The following is a 16,149-nucleotide window of genomic DNA, read 5'->3' on the forward strand; positions in this document are numbered from 1 at the left end:
ACCTGCGCTCGACGGGCCGAAACTCGTCCCGTCGAACTCGTGCCGTCGACCCTCGTCAGGCCGGTCCGACCGCGTCCGCGAGGGCAGCGGCGAAATCGGCCGGCCGGGTCAGCTGGGGCCAGTGCCCGGTGGGCAGGTCGATCCAGGTCACGTCGCGGACGAGGGAGACCTCGTGGACGTAGCCGTGCCACGGGTGGTCGTCGTCCTGCGCCATCGCCTGGAGGTCGGCCGAGGGGAACTCGCACGTGATCACCGTGATCGGGACGTCGTAGCGGCGCTCGTCCGTGAGGACCTGCTTGTCCTGCGCGACGTGCGCGGGAACGTCGATCGCGATCCGACGGAACGCGTCGCGGATCTCCGGCGTCATGCCCACGAGGTCGGCGTCGTCGAACACCGACCAGTCCGGCAGCGGGATCACGCCGTCCACCACCGGGAGCTCGTCGTTGATGCACTTGCCCGCCGCGAGGGGGAGGCTGTCGACGTAGACCGCGCGGGTGACGGCCTCGGGCCGCGCATCCACCACGGCGTGGATGACCGCGCCGCCGCCGGAGTGCCCCACGAGCACCACCGGCTCGACGCTCGCGTCCACGCGCGCGACGACGTCGTCGACCTGGTCGGCGAGCGTCACCTCCGCACGGTGGTCGTTCTCCCGCTCGGCGCCGGGCAGCGTGACCGGCTCGACCGTGTGCCCCGCCTCGACGAGCGGGGGAGTGATGTCGTCCCAGGACGATCCGTCGAGCCAGAACCCCGGTACCAGGATGATGCGCATGCCTGCCACGCTAGACCGGCCCTCCGACAACACGGAACCTCGGGGTGCGCCGCGTCTGAGGTGGACGTGGCGATGGCAGCATCCACGTCGACCGCGCCGAGGACAGCGCAGCCGCGTCTGAGGTGGACGTGGCGACGGCAGCGTCCACGTGAGACGCGTCGGGAACAGCGCAGCCGCGTCTGAGGTGGACAAGGCGACCGCGGCGAGCCCAACGACTCACCGAGCGGGTGGAGCTGCTTCCTCGGTGACAGCCTCACCTTGCGGCGGCTCGACCACCTCGGCGGCCGCGCCGTCGGACGTGGGATCGGCGAGCTCCGGACCGCCGAGCGCCGGCTCGTGCCAGCGCTCGAGGTGCCACTCACCCGGCTCGCCGACGAGGACGGCGGCACCGGTGTTCGACACCGGCGCGTAGGCGACGTCGCGGGCGTGGGCGTTGCGCGCGCGGGCCGCGACCCACACGCGGATCATCGCGCCGTGCGTGACGAGCGCCGCGACCTCGGCGCCGGACTCGGCCGCCTCGGCGACCACCCCGTCGAACCGGGCGAGGGTCTGCGCGCCGTCCTCCTCGCCGTCGGGCATGCGCGTGCTGAGGTCCCCGTCGATCCAGCCGAGGGCGATGCGCAGGTAGGTCTGGACGTCGTCGTGGTGGTTGGACATCTCCAGCGACCCGGCGCCGATCTCGCGGATCTCGCGGCGCACCTGGACGGGCAGCTCGAGCGCGCGGGCCAGGGGCGCGGCGGTCTGCTGCGTTCGGACGAGGGTCGAGGCGTAGAGCGCCCCGATCCCGGTGTCGCCGAGCGTCTCGACGAGCGCCTCGGCCTGGGCACGCCCGAGGTCGGTGAGGTCGGCTCCGGGTTCGGCGGTGTCGAGGTGGTGGCCGACGTTGGAGTGGGTCTGGCCGTGCCGGACGAGGATCAGGCGCACCACGCCACCCTACGTCGCGGCGCGTGAGGCAGGACCGGCTGACTGGTTTGTGCGGCCCTGCACCGCGAGGGCTACGCGCCGGTAAGGATGCGCAGCGGACCCTCGTCCGCCGTCGGGACCTCGAACCCGTCGAGGTACGCCGCGGCCAGGTCGGCCGGGACGATCACGTCGTGCGGCCCGTTGCCCCGCCGCTCGCGGAGTCGGTCGAGCACGACGGCGCGCGGCGTCGCGAGGTAGTAGACGACCGGCTCGACGGCGAGCGGCCGCAGCACTGCGCGGTAGGCCTCGCGCGAGGCGCGCGACCAGAACGAGGTGTCGACGGCGACTCGCGCGCCGTCGCGGACGAGCGCGACGAGGCGCCGCTGCAGCTCGGCGTGGATCGAGCGCGCGGCGTCGTCCGGCAGAGGGTGGACGCGGTGGCCGCGGGCCCACGCCTCCTCGTCGAAGGAGAGCACGACGGCGCCGCCGGCGGCGAGCCGGCCGGCGAGCGTCGACTTTCCGGAGCCCGCGGGCCCGCAGATGAGGACCACCCGGTCCTCGGGGCCGGGCGCGAGGACCACCCGGTCCTCGGACCCGGGCCCGGGCGCAGGTGACGTCACGACGGCCACGGTAGTGGCGGAGCGTGCGATGCTCGGTGGATGGACGCGGCGACGCGGGTCGAGGGCGTGTGCGTGGAGGTGCTCAAGCAGCGCGGCTTCCGCAAGCGCGCCCGGAACTGGTACCGGACCACCTCCGCGGTCGAGTACCAGGTGGTTAACCTGCAGCGCTCGCCGTGGGGGAGCGGGAGCTGCTACCTCAACCTCGGGTGGGACGTGGACGCGTCGTCGTTCCGGTCGGAGAACCGGTGTCTCCTCCGGCTCCGCGCGCAGGAGACGGGCGTGATCGAGCCGACACGCCTCGGGCGAGGCGACGGGGTGACCGAGGTCGAGGTCCCCGGGATCGCGCTGCTGGACGAGGAGGTGAGCAGCACGATGCCAGGAGGCGCTCGCCGCGGAAGTGCGCCGCGCCGTCGTGCTTCCGGTGGCGGACATGCTCGAGCGCACGCCGTCGATCGTCGACCTCGTGCCGTTCCTCACCGCCAAGCCGTGGTTCGCGCTCCGTGACGCGCGCGCGGAGCTCGCCCGACGGGGCCAGGAGCTCCCGGCGGGGTGACTCGGGCAGCTCGGGGTGACTTCGGCGTGATGTCGAGGAGACGCTGACACGCCGCGCCTACCCGGGAAGAACCTCTCGTACGCGGTGGCGCCGGAGATGTCGAGATCCGCCGCGGTGCTTCGTCCCCCGGACGAGCGCGGCCAGAATGGCCGCACCGATCGAAGGAGCCGACGATGGCCAAGTACCTCCTGCTCAAGCACTACCGCGGCGCCCCGGCCGCCGAGAACGACGTGCCGATGGACCGCTGGACGCCCGAGGAGGTCGCGGCGCACATCCAGTTCATGCAGGACTTCGCGTCGCGGCTGGAGGAGTCGGGCGAGTTCGTCGACGCGCAGGCGCTCGCACCCGAGGGCACCTGGGTGCGGTTCGACGGCGAGGGTCGCCCCCCGGTCACCGACGGCCCCTTCGCCGAGACGAAGGACCTGATCGCGGGGTGGATGGCGATCGACGTCGACTCCCGTGAGCGCGCTCTCGAGCTCGCCGCCGAGCTGTCCTCCGCGCCAGGGGCGGGCGGGAAGCCGATCCACGAGTGGCTCGAGCTGCGGCCGTTCCTCAGCGAGCCGCCGACCGTCACGGAGTGACCGCGGTGGACCAGGGCTTCGTCCGGGCGCTCACGCCGTCGGTGATCGGGGCCCTCGTCCGCCGCGGCGCGGACTTCGCCGCCGCCGAGGACGCGACGCAGGAGGCGCTCGTCGAGGCGCTTCACCGCTGGCCGGGCGAACCGCCTCGGGACCCGACGGCGTGGCTCGTCACGGTCGCGTGGCGCAAGTTCCTCGACGCCACCAGGGCCCAGACGTCGCGGCGCGAGCGGGAGCTACGTGTGGCGCGCGAGCCGGCGCCGCCCCTGGGGTCCGCCCACGACGACGCGCTCGCGCTGTACTTCTTGTGCGCCCACCCGAGCCTCACGTCCGCGTCGGCCGTGGCGCTGACGCTGCGCGCGGTCGCGGGGCTCACCACCCGGCAGATCGCCGAGGCGTACCTGGTGCCCGAGGCGACGATGGCGCAGCGCATCAGCCGCGCCAAGCGGACGGTCGCAGGCGTCCGGCTCGACGAGCCCGGCGACGTCGGAACGGTCCTGCGCGTGCTCTACCTCGTCTTCAACGAGGGGTTCTCGGGTGACGTCGACCTCGCGGCGGAGGCGATCCGCCTCACGCGGCAGCTCGCGGCGCTCGTCGACCACGAGGAGGTGCTCGGCCTGCTCGCCCTCATGCTGCTGCACCACGCGAGACGAGCCGCTCGGCGAACGGCGGACGGCGCCGTCGTGCCGCTCGCCGAGCAGGACCGCACCCGCTGGGACACCGCCGCAATCGCGGAGGGCGTCGCGCTGCTGCAGGCCGCGCTCGCCCGCGACCGCCTCGGGGAGTATCAGGCGCAGGCGGCGATCGCCGCGCTGCACGCGGACGCCCGCACGACGGCGGAGACCGACTGGGTGCAGATCGTCGAGTGGTACGACGAGCTGGTCCGCCTCACGCCCAACCCCGTCGTTCTGCTCAACCGCGCGGTCGCGGTGGGGGAGGCGGACGGGGCCCGCGCCGGGCTCGCCGCGCTCGACGAGCTGGACCCCGGGCTGCCGCGGTACGCCGCGGTGGCCGCGCACCTGCACGAGCGCGACGGCGACCTCGTCACCGCGGCCGCGCTGTACGCCGAGGCGGCGCGGGCGGCGACCAGTGCGGCGGAGCGCGACCACCTCGTGCTGCAGGCGGCACGGCTCAACCAGCGCGCGGCGGCACCCCCGGCGCCGTAGGCGCACCAGGCGCGGCAGGCGCACCAGACGAGCCGGGTTCGACGGCGAGCGCGTCCGCCCAGGCGGCCGAGTGCCGCTCGACGTACCCTGCGGCGCCCGCCCAGTGCGCGCCGTGACCGCTGGTGTACATCGAGCCCCACGGCTCGACGCCCGACTCGTGGGAGCGCCGCAGCAGGTCGTACATGGCCCGACAGCGCCGGGTCATCGCGTCGGGCAGGGCGCGGCGCAGCGCGGTGTCGGCCCCGTACCCGTCGACGAACGCGGCAAGGCGGCAGGCGGCGTGGGCCGGGCGCTCGCCGTCCACCAGGTGCGCGAAGGACTGCGCGGCGTAGGCGAGGTCCCACAGGCGCGAGCTCGGTCCTGCGCCGTCCCAGTCGATGAAGACGAGGCGCTCGCCGTCGAGCACGAGGTTCCAGGGCGCGAGGTCCTGGTGGCACATGAGGTCCGGCTCCGCCGCGGGCAGCAGCACGGGGTGCTCGCGAGGCAGGGAGAAGCCCACGCTCGCGTCGTGGATCGACCGTACGAGGCCACCGACGCGTCGCAGGAGCGCGTCGTCCAGCGGCTGCCGTGCCATCGCGAGCTCGCCCGGCACGTACTCGAGCACGAGGCGTCCGCGCTCGTCCCGGCCGAGGGGGCGCGGCGCGTCGACGCCGCGTCCGCGCAGGTGGTGCAGGTAGGCCAGCACCGTCGGAGTGGCCTCGGTCCACGGCTTGCGGACCGTGTCACCCACGCGCACGACGGCGCCGCTCGCGTTCCCGCCGGCGAGCGGCTCTTCAGGGGGTTCGGGAGGCGGCGGCATCGCTCGACGGTACCGACGTCGAGGCACGACGAGCGACCAGCCCGCTGAGCCGCTCGGACATGACCAGGCCGAGGACCGCGAGGACGCCGACGAACAGCGGGAAGATCCACAGGCCCACCCAGCCCGACAGGACGCCGAACAGCGGCGGCATGAAGGTCGAGCCGCTGTAGGCCGCGGCCATCTGGATACCGATGATGGCCTGGGAGCTGTTGCGGCCGAAGTTCACCGGGGTGGAGTGGATGATCGCGGGATAGATCGGCGCGCTGCCGAGGCCGGCGACGACGAGTCCCGCGAGTGCGAGGACCGGCGTCGGCAGCGGCAGGGCGATGAGCACGACGCCGAGCGCCACGGTGAGGAAGCCGCCACGGATGAGGGCGCGGTCGCCGATGCGGTCGGCCACGAAGCCCGCGAGGAACCGGCCGCCGGTGATGCCGAGCAGGTACAGCGAGGCGAAGGCGGCCGCGGTCGCGGGGGTCACGCCGCGGTCGGTGACGAGGTAGGTCGACGCCCACAGGATCGAGGTGCTCTCGAGCGCGCAGTACGCGAAGAAGGCGAGCAGCACCAGGGGGACGCCGGGGATCCGCAGGGCGGTCGCCAGGGGGACGTGACCACCGCGCGAGGTGGGCTCGTGCGCGGGGGCGGGCTCGCCGTCGTGCGCGGGGGCGGGCTCGCCGTCGTGCGCGGGGGCGGGCTCGCCGTCGTGCGCGGGAACGCGCGGATGGACCTTGCCCCACAGCGGCAGGCTCGCCAGGAGCAGGCCGGTGAGCACGACCTGCACCACGCCGATGGTCCGGTAGGCGCCGGACCAGCCCAGGCCGGACGTGATCGCGTAGCTCATGACGAAGGGGCTGATCGAGGCGCCGACGCCCCAGAAGCTGTGCAGCCAGTTCATGTGGCGCGCGGCGTAGTGCAGGGCGACGTAGTTGTTGAGAGCGGCGTCGACGGCACCGGCGCCGAGCCCGTACGGGATCGCCCACAGGCACAGGACCCAGAACGATCCGGTGACCGAGAAGCCGAGCAGCGCCGCGGCGGTCATGCCGACGCTGACCGCCGTGACGAGGCCGGCTCCGAACCGTCGGGTGAGCCGCTCCGACAGGAGGCTGGAGGCGATGGTGCCGCCCGCGATGAGCATCGTGATGATGCCGGCGTAGGCGAGGGGGACGCCGAGGTCCTCGTGCATCACGGGCCAGCCGGAGCCGACGAGGGAGTCCGGCAGCCCGAGGCTCACGAAGGCGACGTAGATGATCGCCAGGAGGAGGGAGTACATCGAGCGGGCCTCTCGGGGGCGTCGTGCGGTCGGCCCATCGTACGCACGTCTATGGACGTACGTACACACTCCGGGTAGCGTCACGTCTCGTGACGACCATGCACGACGGCGAGGCCGCCCTGGAAGAGGAGCGCTCGCCGTCGGCGTCGCGTGGGGGAGGGGAGCGCTCGCCGACGGGGTCGGCCTCACGTGGTCCGGGCGAGACGTCACGCCGGGGTTCCCGCCAGGGCAGGCGCAACGACCCCGGCCGACGCGACCGGATCGTCGACGCCTGCCTCGACGTCATCGCACGCGACGGCGTCGCGGGGACGTCCCATCGCAGGGTTGCGGCGGAGGCTGACGTGCCACTCGGCGCCATGACGTACTACTTCGACGGCATGGGGGAGCTCCTGCACGAGGCGTTCGCGCGGTTCGCGACCACGGTCAGCGATCGGTTCGAGGCGCGGATGGCGCAGGCGAGGTCGCGCGAGGAGGCACGCGACGCCGTCGTGGCCCTCATCCTCGAGGACGTGTTCACCAGCCAGCGCGAGCTCGTGCTGTCCCACGAGCTCTACACGCTCGCGGCGCGCGACGCCGCGTACCGCGACCTCACGACGGCGTGGATGGCTCGCAGCCGGGCGGCGCTCGAGCGCCACTTCGATCCGGAGACCGCGCGGATGCTGGACGCGCTGATCGAGGGGCTCACGATCCATCGCGCGCTCGACGCGCAGGCGCGGGATGCACGGGAGGTGGAGCTCGCCGTCGGGCGCCTCACCGCGTCGAAATAGACACGGCGTCGGCGGGCGACTCCGCCAACATCGCGAGGTGAGCGCACCCACTGCTCGGCCGGCGGACGCCGTTCCGGACCCGAATCTCGTCACCGCGCTGCTGCGGGAGCAAATCCCTGAGCTGGCCGACCAGCCCGTGCGGGCGAGCGAGACCCAGGGGAGCAGCAACTGGGTGTTCCGGGTCGGGGACGCGCTGGCCGTGCGCCTGCCGCGGTCCGACCGCTACGTCTGGGACCTGGAGAACGAGCTGCACTGGCTGCCGCGCCTCGCGCCTCACCTGCCCGTGGCCGTGCCCGAGGTGGTCGCCGTGGGCGGGCCGAGCGTGCTCTTCGCCCGGCCGTGGACGGTGGTGACCTGGGTGCCGGGGGAGCCGCCGCTGCCGACTTCGCTGGACGGGCCGCGGTAGGCGCGCCTGGCCCGGTCGCTGGGCGCGTTCGTCCGGAGCCTGCACCTCGTCGACCCACCCGACGTGACCGCCGGGTCCGAACACTGGGGCTACCGCTGCGGAGAGCCGGTCACCGACGCGATCGACGGGTGGGCCGAGGACGCGACCGACGCGCTGGCCGATCTGTTCGACCCGGCCGGGGTCCGCGAGGCGTGGCGTCGGGTGCGCGAGGTCCCGGGAGCGTCGGAGGCGCCGTGTGTCGTGCACACGGACCTCTCGGAGGAGAACCTTCTCGTCGGGCCCGACGGCGAGCTCGCCGGCGTCGTCGACTTCGGCGGCACTGGTGTGGGGGACAGGTCCGTGGACCTGCTCTACGCGTGGAGCATCTTCGACGGCCCGGCTCGAGAGGTCTTCCGGGCCTCCGCGGGCGCAAACGAGGCGACGTGGTCCCGTGCCCGGGCGTGGGCGTTCGTCGGTCCCGGCCTGCTCACGATCGCGAGCTATCGCCACACCATGCCCGCTCGGGTCGAGCGGCTCACCGTGATGGTGGAGAGGATCGCAGCGGAGGTCGGCGTGCGGCTGCGGTGAGGGCGCGCGCAGTCCTGCGCACCTCTGCCGCAAGATGGGGTCCAGGCCCGCGACGAGGCGGGGTGGAGCTCAGGAGAGGGTGTCGAGGATGAGGCGGGGGTCGCTCCCACTGACCGTGGCGATGGTGGCGTGGGGGTTGTCGGCGTGCGCGGTCGCGACGGGAGGGACGGCGGAGAGCGCTGAGTCGCCCTCGCCCGCGTCGGCACCGACGACATCGGCGGCTACCGTCACAAGCGTGCCTACGTTGAGCGCGGCGAGCATCGGCTGGCTCGAGGAGCTGAGGACCAACCTCCGCGAGGCCAGGGAGCAGTCGGCGCAGGAGCGCGCAGAAGCCGAGCCGATCCTCCCGATGCCTCCCGGCTCCACGTGGGGGCTGATCGAGGCGTTCCCGGAGCTGGAGTCACAGATCTCCGCGCTGGAGTCGGGCGACGATCTCCCCGACGGTGCGTCACAGCCGACAAAGGTCTGGTACGAGGAGGGCTACTTCAAGGCGAAGATGGCGCTCGACTGGCAGTGTGCCTGGTTGTCGGAGGCGGTGAGCCAGTACGACCTGGGGAACGTCGAGGACGCCGAGTACGCCGTCGCGCAGCTCCGGTCGTTCGAGGACAACCCGCTCGTCTCCCACTTCCCCGACTACGGGTTCTACCTGGCCACCTACGTGGACCCGTTGGGTCCGGGGGACACGTCGGTCGCGGCGGACACGCTGCGGTACTGCTCCACCGCGTCACTGGTGCCCGCGTACCGCGAGCAGTGACGGTCGACGTCCTCGGAGGACGTGTTCACTGAGGGTAAGGGCTGAGCCAGTTGTGCTGGTGGAGGACGACCACCGCGGTCCACAGCAACACGGAGAAGAGCGCAAGGGAGACGCCGAACCACGTCAGCGTGACGCGCTTGGCCGCAGCGAGGCATGCGAAGACCGGAGCCGCCAGAGCGACCGCGGCCCTGAGCCAGGGCCTCGCGTCCGGAATCTCCCCGACCAGCACCATCAGCAGGAGCAGAACTGCTGTCGCCGAGGCCGCGAAGCCCCAGAACGCGCATCTGCCTACGACTGACGAGGAGTCAGCGCGCGACGCTCCGGCACGCCACATCATCGCCGAGATGAATGACAACGACACGCTGATGAGGAGCGCGACGATCGTGCTGGTGTCGGGGAAGGGGAGCATGTCCCAGAGACTCCAGGCTGCTCCCGCAGCCAAGATGCTCGCGACGCCAGCGAGCGCGGCCGCGACCTCCCGCGCGGCTCGAACTGGACTTCGGCTTCGGTCTTCTTCAGCGAGCAGCCCGGTCATCGTGTACTCGAGTCGAGCCGGTGAAAGAGACGGGCTTACCGTTGGCGCGGGCGTAGGCGATCTCACGGCTGGTGGACTCGCCGATGTAGCCGCCCGGATTGACCACCAGGACACGGTCGGCGAGGTCGATCTTTCGCAGGTGCAGGGCGTCCAGCGCGGCCTTCTGCTCGGCTGTGATCGGCTCGCCTCCGCCGCGGCCGTCAGTTCGACTGAACACCCCCGGCGCGACGACGATCGCGCCGGCGAACGTGAGATCCCGGTTTGCGGCGGCCATCTCCTCGACGAATCGCGTGGATCCGCAGAGGCACACGATCTCAGGACGATCGGGCACGTCAGACGCCCACGATGCTGTTCACCGACGACCCGAGTCGATGAGTGCGAACACGTCGTCGTCGGTAACCACGGTGTTGCTCGTCGCTACGAGTCGGCCGTCGGCGTCACGCTCGAGCCGAGCCAAATCGATCGGGGCCTTCATGAGATCAAACTACCCGTCGCACCCCATTTGCTGCTGTCGCGAGCGTGCAGACAGGCCTTGCGGTGGGCGACGGCGAGCTCGGGCATGCAGCACACTGCTGGCCATGCGAGTGCGCCCGTCACGCTGTGCGGCACTGACCGCCGGGGCCCTGGTGGCAGGGCTGGTCTCTTCATGCGGCACCTCGTCGACTTCTGCGTCTCGACACGAGCTGTTCGCGAGCCTCAACGAGATCTCGCAGGCGAGCGATCTGGTGATCGTGGGACGTACCGACCCGCAGGACGTCGACTCTCCAGCACGGGACTGGCCGGACCTTACCGTCTCAACGGCGGAAGTTCTGGAGGTGTTGGCGCACGGCAGCACCGACGATGCCAACGTCACGACGTCCGGCTCGCTCGTCCGTGTGTGGCAGACGGGGAGGAACGACAACGCCGACGCGCCGATGCTTACCCTCGAGCCGGGCGGTGTCTATCTGCTGTACCTGACTCATATGGGGCTCGAGGGAGCCGACGACAGCGACTACTACATCACGGGCGCGACGGCCGGCGTCTATGTCCTGTCCGGCGGCATGGAGCTGAGCGAGACCGCCGTCTTCGTTCGTGCTGACCCGACGTCGGACGATACGTTGCCCAGAGAGGTCACGCTCGGGCCTGACTTCACCCAGTGGGCTTAGTGCCGTGGATGGCGGCGAGCAGGTCTGTGGTCTGGGGGGTGAGCTTGGGTGGGATTGTGGTGGTGGCGCCGTTGATCTCGATGATTGAGGTGCGGGTCTCGCGGAGCTGGTTCACGATCGTCTTGAGGGATTGGCCGGTCGCGCGGGTGAGGTAGCGCGTCATGGCGAGGGCGGCGAAAACGATGGTCAGGTGCGCTTCGATCGCCTCGCGTTGGTGGTGGAACACGGGCCGGGCTCGTAGGTCGTTCTTCGTCATCCGGAACGAGGCCTCGACCTGCCACAGGTCGTGATACGCGGTGATCACCGCGGCGCTGGTCATGGTCTCGAGGGGCAGGTTCGTGACGTACCCCTTCAGGCCGGCGAGCTGACGGGCCCGGGCGATCGTGGCCTCGTCCAGGGTCTTGGTCGCACCGGTGACCTTCAGGAACCGGGTCCGCTTCAGAGGGGCGGTGCCTTCGGCGACGCGTTCGGCCTTCGCGATCTGCGCGTTGATCGTGCGGTCATCACGCTTGCTCCGCTTGAACGACCACTGGTAGACGATCCGCCGCGCCCGGGCGTGCCGCCCGGTGCCCATGGTCCGCACCGACTCCAGGATCTGCCCGTCGGTGAAGTAGTCGCCCTTGCGTTCGAAGTGCTCGGCCAGGTCGTAGGGCGCCTTCGTCAGGCGGGAGCCGACGATGAAGGAGAACCCGGCGTCCTCGAGGGCGTTCAGGTTCCCCGCCGACAGCATCCCCGCGTCGGCCACGACGACCATGTCCGTGACGCCGTGGCGGGCCTGGAACGCTTGGAGGACGGGCACGATCGTGGTGGTCTCGGCCTTGTTCCCCTCGAACAGGTGGACCTCGAGGGGGAAGCCGGCCGGGTCGACCAGGAGCCCGACCTGGATCTGCGGGTCGACGCGGTGCTCCTTGCTCATCCCGACCTTGCGCAGCTCGTCCTCGTGCTCGTTCTCGAAGTGCAGGGTCGTCACGTCGTACAAGACCAGGCACGCCCGCCCACTGGTGCGCGCGGAGTACGCCAGACACGCCTTCGCGAGCCGGTCGCGGTAGTCACGCGCCTGACAGCGCTTCAACGATCGGTAGAGCGTGTTCAGCCCGGGCGGCTTCACCCCCAGCGACCTCACGACGCGGATCGTGTCGGCCTTGCTCGTCGGCTCGATCAACCGGGCCAGGACCATCACCCGGAACGCCTCGTCGGCGACCTGGTCGAACCCGAGATGCGTGTAGACCCAGCCCAGGGCGTCCCACAACACCTGCGCGGTGGTGGCGACCGTATGAGCATCACCGGCGTGATGACGGGGCCTGCCCCGCTCACCCGTCGCCGACCGCTCGGACTTGCCAGAGCTCGTCCAGTCAGCGATCCGGTCCACCCGTGCCGCCACGCGCGGCACCTCACCCAGGTCGAACGCCTGCTGCCCGGGGTGGAGGCGTTCGCGGGCCACGGACCACAACAGCTCCAGCTCCGCATCGGTGTGCGCCGAGCCGACGTGCTCAATCTCCACGACCACGTCCCCGCGCGACGTGACCACCTGAACGGCGACCGCACCCGAGGCCGTGCGCACCTCCCGGATCCGCCGCGACACCACCCCACGACGCTACCCGCCGAATACTTAGTGCCGTCCCCGACAACACCCAGCACACGAACCCGCAGGTCACAGCCCTACAACCCGACTCAGCCGACCACACTGGGCGAAGTCGGGTCGGGGAGGCCCGCGACTGAGTTCGGGTGCGTCGCCGCGGTGGCTTCAGGGGAGACGCGTGTGACTTGTCAGTGATGTTGGCGCGAAGTGTCATGTATGTGGGGCGTGTTTACGCCACGTGGCACGGCCGGGTCCTGCCAGTCATATTGTCGTCTCGGAACGCGCCACCTAGTGAACCTTGGCGGCATGGTGCGTCCCACGTCGAACGCGCCAGGTTCGTTTTGCGGCCGGGAGCAGGTCAGTCCATCGACCAGTCTTCGGGCGCGAAGCCGAGGGTGTTCAGGTTCTCGCGGATAGCGGCCCGTTGATCCGGGGTGAGCTTGTCGAGGTCCTGGGATTCCACGTCGAGCGTGACCTTCACGGCGACACCGTTGGTGGTGACGAAATGGCGGATGATCTCTTCGTAGATTTGCCCCACGTCACGGACAACCCGGTCGCTGGTGAGCGTCTTGGTCGCATGGAACCGCGTCGGCGTCAGCGGGGGAGTAGGCCCAACCCCACCGCCGCCTCCGGGCGTGGTGCCGCCTCCGCCACCAGGAGGCGGCGTGACGGTGTCGTCGGGCGGTGTCGGGTCGGTGTCCCCACCGGGCTTGTCCTTATCGCGTTCGGCCTGGTCCTGTTCGATCTGCTCGGTTGCGACCTTCGGGTCTACCAGCAGTCCACCTTGTCGCACGGCGGCAGGGCGGCTGGTGGTAAGGCCAACGAACCGACCGTCTTCGTAGGAGTCGGCGTACGCGAACCCGTCGTATTCGATGGTGAGGAGTTCGTCGAGGCGCCATACGCAGTCGATGACGACCTTGGGTGTGGTGACCTTCGGCATGTACACGTACTGGCTGAAGTAGCCGGTGAGCGCGTCAAGGGCGACGTAGGGCTTGTCCTTCCACAGGTTCAGCCGGTTGATCTGCATGCGCAGCAGTGAGGGAGAGAACGTGCGGACGACGAACTCGCCACTGTCGGCCTTCTTCGTGACCCGTTCCGCGAGCGTACCGTCACCGTTCATCAGGATCGCTTCCAGCTCGACTTCAGCCGCGCCCGGTTCCTGGGTGGGCACGAGGATCCATCGGTACGCCTCACGGATCGCGTCCGCGACCGTCTGCTTCGACTGGGTCACGCGGGCCTCAGCGACCTTGATGTTGTGCTGGTCCAAGTTCAGCGAGTCACGGTTGTCGAGAATGGACGCCCACGCCATGCGCTGCCTGACAGCGTTGAGGAGCACGTCCACCCGGTCCACGTCTGGGGCGAGGAACACGAGACTGTTCTTGTGGATACGCGCGTTTGTGCCCCGCTTGTTCAGGAACGCCAACGCTTCGCTCTCCGCTGTGGACTTCGCCCGTTTGGAGAACGCCCTGTCCGGGCCGAACACAACCAGCCCGATACCCGGATCGTCTTCCACGTCCCCGCTCGTCGGCGGGAACCTGTGAACCCGCTCGAACAGCCCCTTGTCCGTTTCCTGACGGACGATCCCCGCGAGCTCGTCGAACACCTGCTCGTCGTGGTACGAGTCCGCGCGTTCCTGCACGATCTGCGCGACCGTCTGCTGCAACGACAACCAGTACCGGTCCTGGTCGCGGTTCATGTACTTGCCCATGTCCCCAAGACGACGCAACCCGTCGGTCACGTGCGCAGGGTTGTCCCCCGGATACGTCGAGCCGAGCACCACACGCTTCTGCTCGATCCCGCGCACGGGCGCGTTGCTCCCGTCCCGCTGCCGCAGGTTCGCCATCGGCGCTGAACCGATGAACACGCAACGAGCGGCACGCTTCGTGGCCATGGACTTGCCGAGGATCTTGATGTCGCTGTCGATGAGGTTCGCCGTCGATGTTTCACCGGCAATGTCGGCGTCCACGATGGGCTTCCACGCGTCGTCCAGATGGTTGGTGAGCTCGTCGATGACTTTCGCGTTGTCCAAGGGGACCATCGCGGGCAGGATCATCGGGGACTTGTCCCCACTGCTCCACAACGCGGACACGACCGTTGCCATGAGGCGCAGCACACTACGGGTCCGCTGGAACCGCTCCAACGTGGACCAGTCCTTGTACAGCCGGTCGAACAGTTCCGGGTGGATCGGGTACGCGGTCTTCATCACCGACCTGTAACCCGGTTGCATGACCTCGCTGGGCACGTCGGATGCGTGCCGCAGGTAATGGTCCATGAACTTCTGGACGACCAGGTCACGGGCGGCGTCCTGCTCCCGCTCGAACGGCTTGAAGATGCGGCGCCGCACAATCTCGAACGATTCTTCGATAGTGGCCGGCTGCCACGCGGACTCCACCCGGTGAATCACCGAACGCAAGTGCCGGAGTGCTTCCAACCCGGCGGTGCCGCCGATCTCGTGCTCGTTCTCGACAGGGGACTCCGCGGCGGGCATGTCCCGCACCACATCGGAAGCGGGCAAGGACACAACCAACAGCGCGGTCGGGACGGCCTTGACTGCTTCGGTGAGTGACTGCACGAACGTCATGTGCGCGTCGAACGTACCCCCGGCCTGGCGGTCTTCGAGCGACCACAACTGGCGCAGGTATGCGACCCACTCGTCAATGAGGATCACGCACGGCCCGTAGGCAGACAGCAGGCTCGCCAGGTCGGTCGTGGTCGGGGGCACGGACTTCTCGTCGTAGCGGGCGAGCATGGCGTAGCCCTCAGCGCCGCCCAACTGGTAGGCGAGTTCGCCCCACATGGTGTTGACGGTCGTACCGTCCGCCTTCTGCGAACCGAGCACCGAAATGTCGTTCCCGACCAGCACCGCGCGGCTCACGCCGTCAGGGAGCTCCGTCACGCCGAGCCCGTCGAGAACGTCCCGCATCCCCGGCAGATCATCCGCGGACACCCCGGACGCGGCGTGGTACACCGCGAGCAGCGAGTGGGTCTTGCCGCCACCGAAGGTCGTCATCAGGTCGAGCACAGGTTCACCGCCCGTGCCGGTCATGCGCTTCACAGCCTGCTCCAACAGGTAACGCAAACCCCGCGTCAGGTAGGTGCGGCCGAAGAACTCGGCCGGGTCGCCGTACTCTGGGGACGCGATTCCCTGATGGACCTGCCGCAAGTCGGCGGCGAACTGCGCCAACTCGAACGTGCCCCGAGCAACGTCATCGTGCGGTTCCACAACGTCCCGCCACGCCGGCAGGCCAGCCGAGTCCACCTGCACCGACAGCGCCTTCTCACGGGCACGTTGCAGGCGCTTCTGGTCCTCCTCGAACACGATCCGGCGATACTCCCGCCGCATCTCATCCGCCTTGTCCGCCTGGGCCGTCGCACCAATCGACCGGAGCAGGTGCTCCCCGTCCATGAGGACCCGCTCAGTCCTCTCCGAACTGATGCGCTCCCCGTGCGCCCACTCCTTCCGCGCATCCCACAACGCTGAAGCGGCACGCTTGTCCTCATACGACAGGTGATCCTTGAACACCACATGCCACTGCTTGTCGAACACCCAGAACAGGTACGCCGGATCAGTGACGTTCGCACTGGCGTCACGACCAGTCAGCCCAGCCGTACGACCCACCTCGGTCGCCCAGTCGCTCCCGTACTTCGCGTGCAGCAGCTTGACCATCCACGGGCCAAGCCCATCAGCCACCAAGTCCAGCACACGCCCGACACGTTCCTTGTTCGTCAGCCCAGCCACGA

Annotated in this window: 17 protein-coding genes and 2 pseudogenes; 8 read left to right on the top strand and 11 right to left on the bottom strand. The window is 70.1% G+C overall.

The genetic code is table 11. The annotated features are described in order from the left end of the window. Positions 1–55: 55 nt before the first annotated feature. From AC3AQ1_RS00645 to AC3AQ1_RS00655, 3 genes are all read right to left on the bottom strand, one after another. The gene (locus AC3AQ1_RS00645; RefSeq protein WP_108717406.1) at positions 56–769 is read right to left on the bottom strand and encodes an alpha/beta fold hydrolase; all 714 of its coding nucleotides are present in this window, start codon (positions 767–769) and stop codon (positions 56–58) included. 216 nt (positions 770–985) lie between these two features. Beyond that, complete coding sequence (locus tag AC3AQ1_RS00650) at positions 986–1,693, bottom strand: histidine phosphatase family protein (RefSeq protein WP_108719862.1); 708 nt, start codon at positions 1,691–1,693, stop codon at positions 986–988. A gap of 71 nt (positions 1,694–1,764) precedes the next feature. Next, a complete protein-coding gene (locus AC3AQ1_RS00655) occupies positions 1,765–2,292 on the bottom strand; it encodes a P-loop nucleotide/nucleoside kinase family protein (RefSeq protein WP_234417619.1) in 528 nt (175 codons plus the stop codon). A gap of 39 nt (positions 2,293–2,331) precedes the next feature. Here AC3AQ1_RS00655 and AC3AQ1_RS00660 point away from each other — a divergent pair. The 4 genes and pseudogenes from AC3AQ1_RS00660 to AC3AQ1_RS00675 form a co-directional block, all read left to right on the top strand. Then, positions 2,332–2,442, top strand: a pseudogene (locus AC3AQ1_RS00660) (DUF4304 domain-containing protein); the annotation flags it as partial. A 280-nt stretch (positions 2,443–2,722) separates the two neighbouring features. Then, positions 2,723–2,845 (top strand): hypothetical protein, encoded by a 123-nt coding sequence (locus AC3AQ1_RS00665; RefSeq protein WP_255421201.1) that lies wholly within the window; start codon positions 2,723–2,725, stop codon positions 2,843–2,845. 173 nt (positions 2,846–3,018) lie between these two features. Then, on the top strand, positions 3,019–3,426 hold the full coding sequence (locus AC3AQ1_RS00670; protein WP_108717408.1) for a YciI family protein: 408 nt from the start codon (positions 3,019–3,021) through the stop codon (positions 3,424–3,426). A 5-nt stretch (positions 3,427–3,431) separates the two neighbouring features. Further along, the gene (locus AC3AQ1_RS00675; protein ID WP_108719864.1) at positions 3,432–4,589 is read left to right on the top strand and encodes an RNA polymerase sigma factor; all 1,158 of its coding nucleotides are present in this window, start codon (positions 3,432–3,434) and stop codon (positions 4,587–4,589) included. Here AC3AQ1_RS00675 and AC3AQ1_RS00680 read toward each other — a convergent pair. Both AC3AQ1_RS00680 and AC3AQ1_RS00685 read right to left on the bottom strand, forming a co-directional pair. Beyond that, a complete protein-coding gene (locus AC3AQ1_RS00680) occupies positions 4,555–5,388 on the bottom strand; it encodes a phosphotransferase (RefSeq protein ID WP_108717409.1) in 834 nt (277 codons plus the stop codon). The genes AC3AQ1_RS00675 and AC3AQ1_RS00680 overlap by 35 nt on opposite strands. Continuing rightward, the gene (locus AC3AQ1_RS00685) at positions 5,363–6,655 is read right to left on the bottom strand and encodes an MFS transporter (protein ID WP_108717410.1); all 1,293 of its coding nucleotides are present in this window, start codon (positions 6,653–6,655) and stop codon (positions 5,363–5,365) included. Before AC3AQ1_RS00685 ends, AC3AQ1_RS00680 begins: the two co-directional genes overlap by 26 nt. Positions 6,656–6,753: 98 nt before the next feature. Between AC3AQ1_RS00685 and AC3AQ1_RS00690 the strand changes: the two genes are divergently transcribed. Next, the gene (locus AC3AQ1_RS00690; protein ID WP_108719865.1) at positions 6,754–7,422 is read left to right on the top strand and encodes a TetR/AcrR family transcriptional regulator; all 669 of its coding nucleotides are present in this window, start codon (positions 6,754–6,756) and stop codon (positions 7,420–7,422) included. A 199-nt stretch (positions 7,423–7,621) separates the two neighbouring features. Continuing rightward, a pseudogene (locus AC3AQ1_RS00695) lies at positions 7,622–8,395 on the top strand (phosphotransferase). A gap of 69 nt (positions 8,396–8,464) precedes the next feature. Here the strand turns inward: AC3AQ1_RS00695 and AC3AQ1_RS00700 are convergent. Beyond that, the gene (locus AC3AQ1_RS00700; RefSeq protein ID WP_108717411.1) at positions 8,465–8,656 is read right to left on the bottom strand and encodes a hypothetical protein; all 192 of its coding nucleotides are present in this window, start codon (positions 8,654–8,656) and stop codon (positions 8,465–8,467) included. Here AC3AQ1_RS00700 and AC3AQ1_RS00705 point away from each other — a divergent pair. Then, positions 8,631–9,149, top strand: coding sequence for a hypothetical protein (locus AC3AQ1_RS00705; RefSeq protein ID WP_108717412.1), 519 nt, complete (start codon positions 8,631–8,633; stop codon positions 9,147–9,149). The genes AC3AQ1_RS00700 and AC3AQ1_RS00705 overlap by 26 nt on opposite strands. Before the next feature lie 25 nt (positions 9,150–9,174). Here AC3AQ1_RS00705 and AC3AQ1_RS00710 read toward each other — a convergent pair whose 3' ends face one another. The 3 genes from AC3AQ1_RS00710 to AC3AQ1_RS00720 all read right to left on the bottom strand — a co-directional run bounded on the left by AC3AQ1_RS00710 (position 9,175) and on the right by AC3AQ1_RS00720 (position 10,159). Further along, positions 9,175–9,558, bottom strand: coding sequence for a hypothetical protein (locus AC3AQ1_RS00710; protein WP_159096310.1), 384 nt, complete (start codon positions 9,556–9,558; stop codon positions 9,175–9,177). Positions 9,559–9,664: 106 nt separating this feature from the next. Continuing rightward, complete coding sequence (locus AC3AQ1_RS00715) at positions 9,665–10,015, bottom strand: hypothetical protein (protein WP_108717414.1); 351 nt, start codon at positions 10,013–10,015, stop codon at positions 9,665–9,667. A 21-nt stretch (positions 10,016–10,036) separates the two neighbouring features. Beyond that, on the bottom strand, positions 10,037–10,159 hold the full coding sequence (locus AC3AQ1_RS00720) for a hypothetical protein (RefSeq protein ID WP_255421202.1): 123 nt from the start codon (positions 10,157–10,159) through the stop codon (positions 10,037–10,039). Between the two features lie 103 nt (positions 10,160–10,262). Here AC3AQ1_RS00720 and AC3AQ1_RS00725 point away from each other — a divergent pair, with 103 nt between their 5' ends. Further along, positions 10,263–10,829 (top strand): hypothetical protein, encoded by a 567-nt coding sequence (locus AC3AQ1_RS00725; protein ID WP_159096311.1) that lies wholly within the window; start codon positions 10,263–10,265, stop codon positions 10,827–10,829. On the opposite strand, the gene AC3AQ1_RS00730 is transcribed toward AC3AQ1_RS00725, so the two are convergent. Continuing rightward, entirely contained in the window at positions 10,813–12,411 is a 1,599-nt protein-coding gene (locus AC3AQ1_RS00730) for an IS1634 family transposase (protein ID WP_234417973.1), read from the bottom strand. The two genes, AC3AQ1_RS00725 and AC3AQ1_RS00730, sit on opposite strands and share 17 nt — an antisense overlap. Before the next feature lie 355 nt (positions 12,412–12,766). After that, positions 12,767–16,147, bottom strand: a complete 3,381-nt coding sequence (locus AC3AQ1_RS00735; protein WP_159096312.1) for a DUF499 family protein — start codon at positions 16,145–16,147, stop codon at positions 12,767–12,769. Positions 16,148–16,149: the final 2 nt, after the last annotated feature.

The organism is Miniimonas sp. S16 (genome assembly GCF_057748195.1).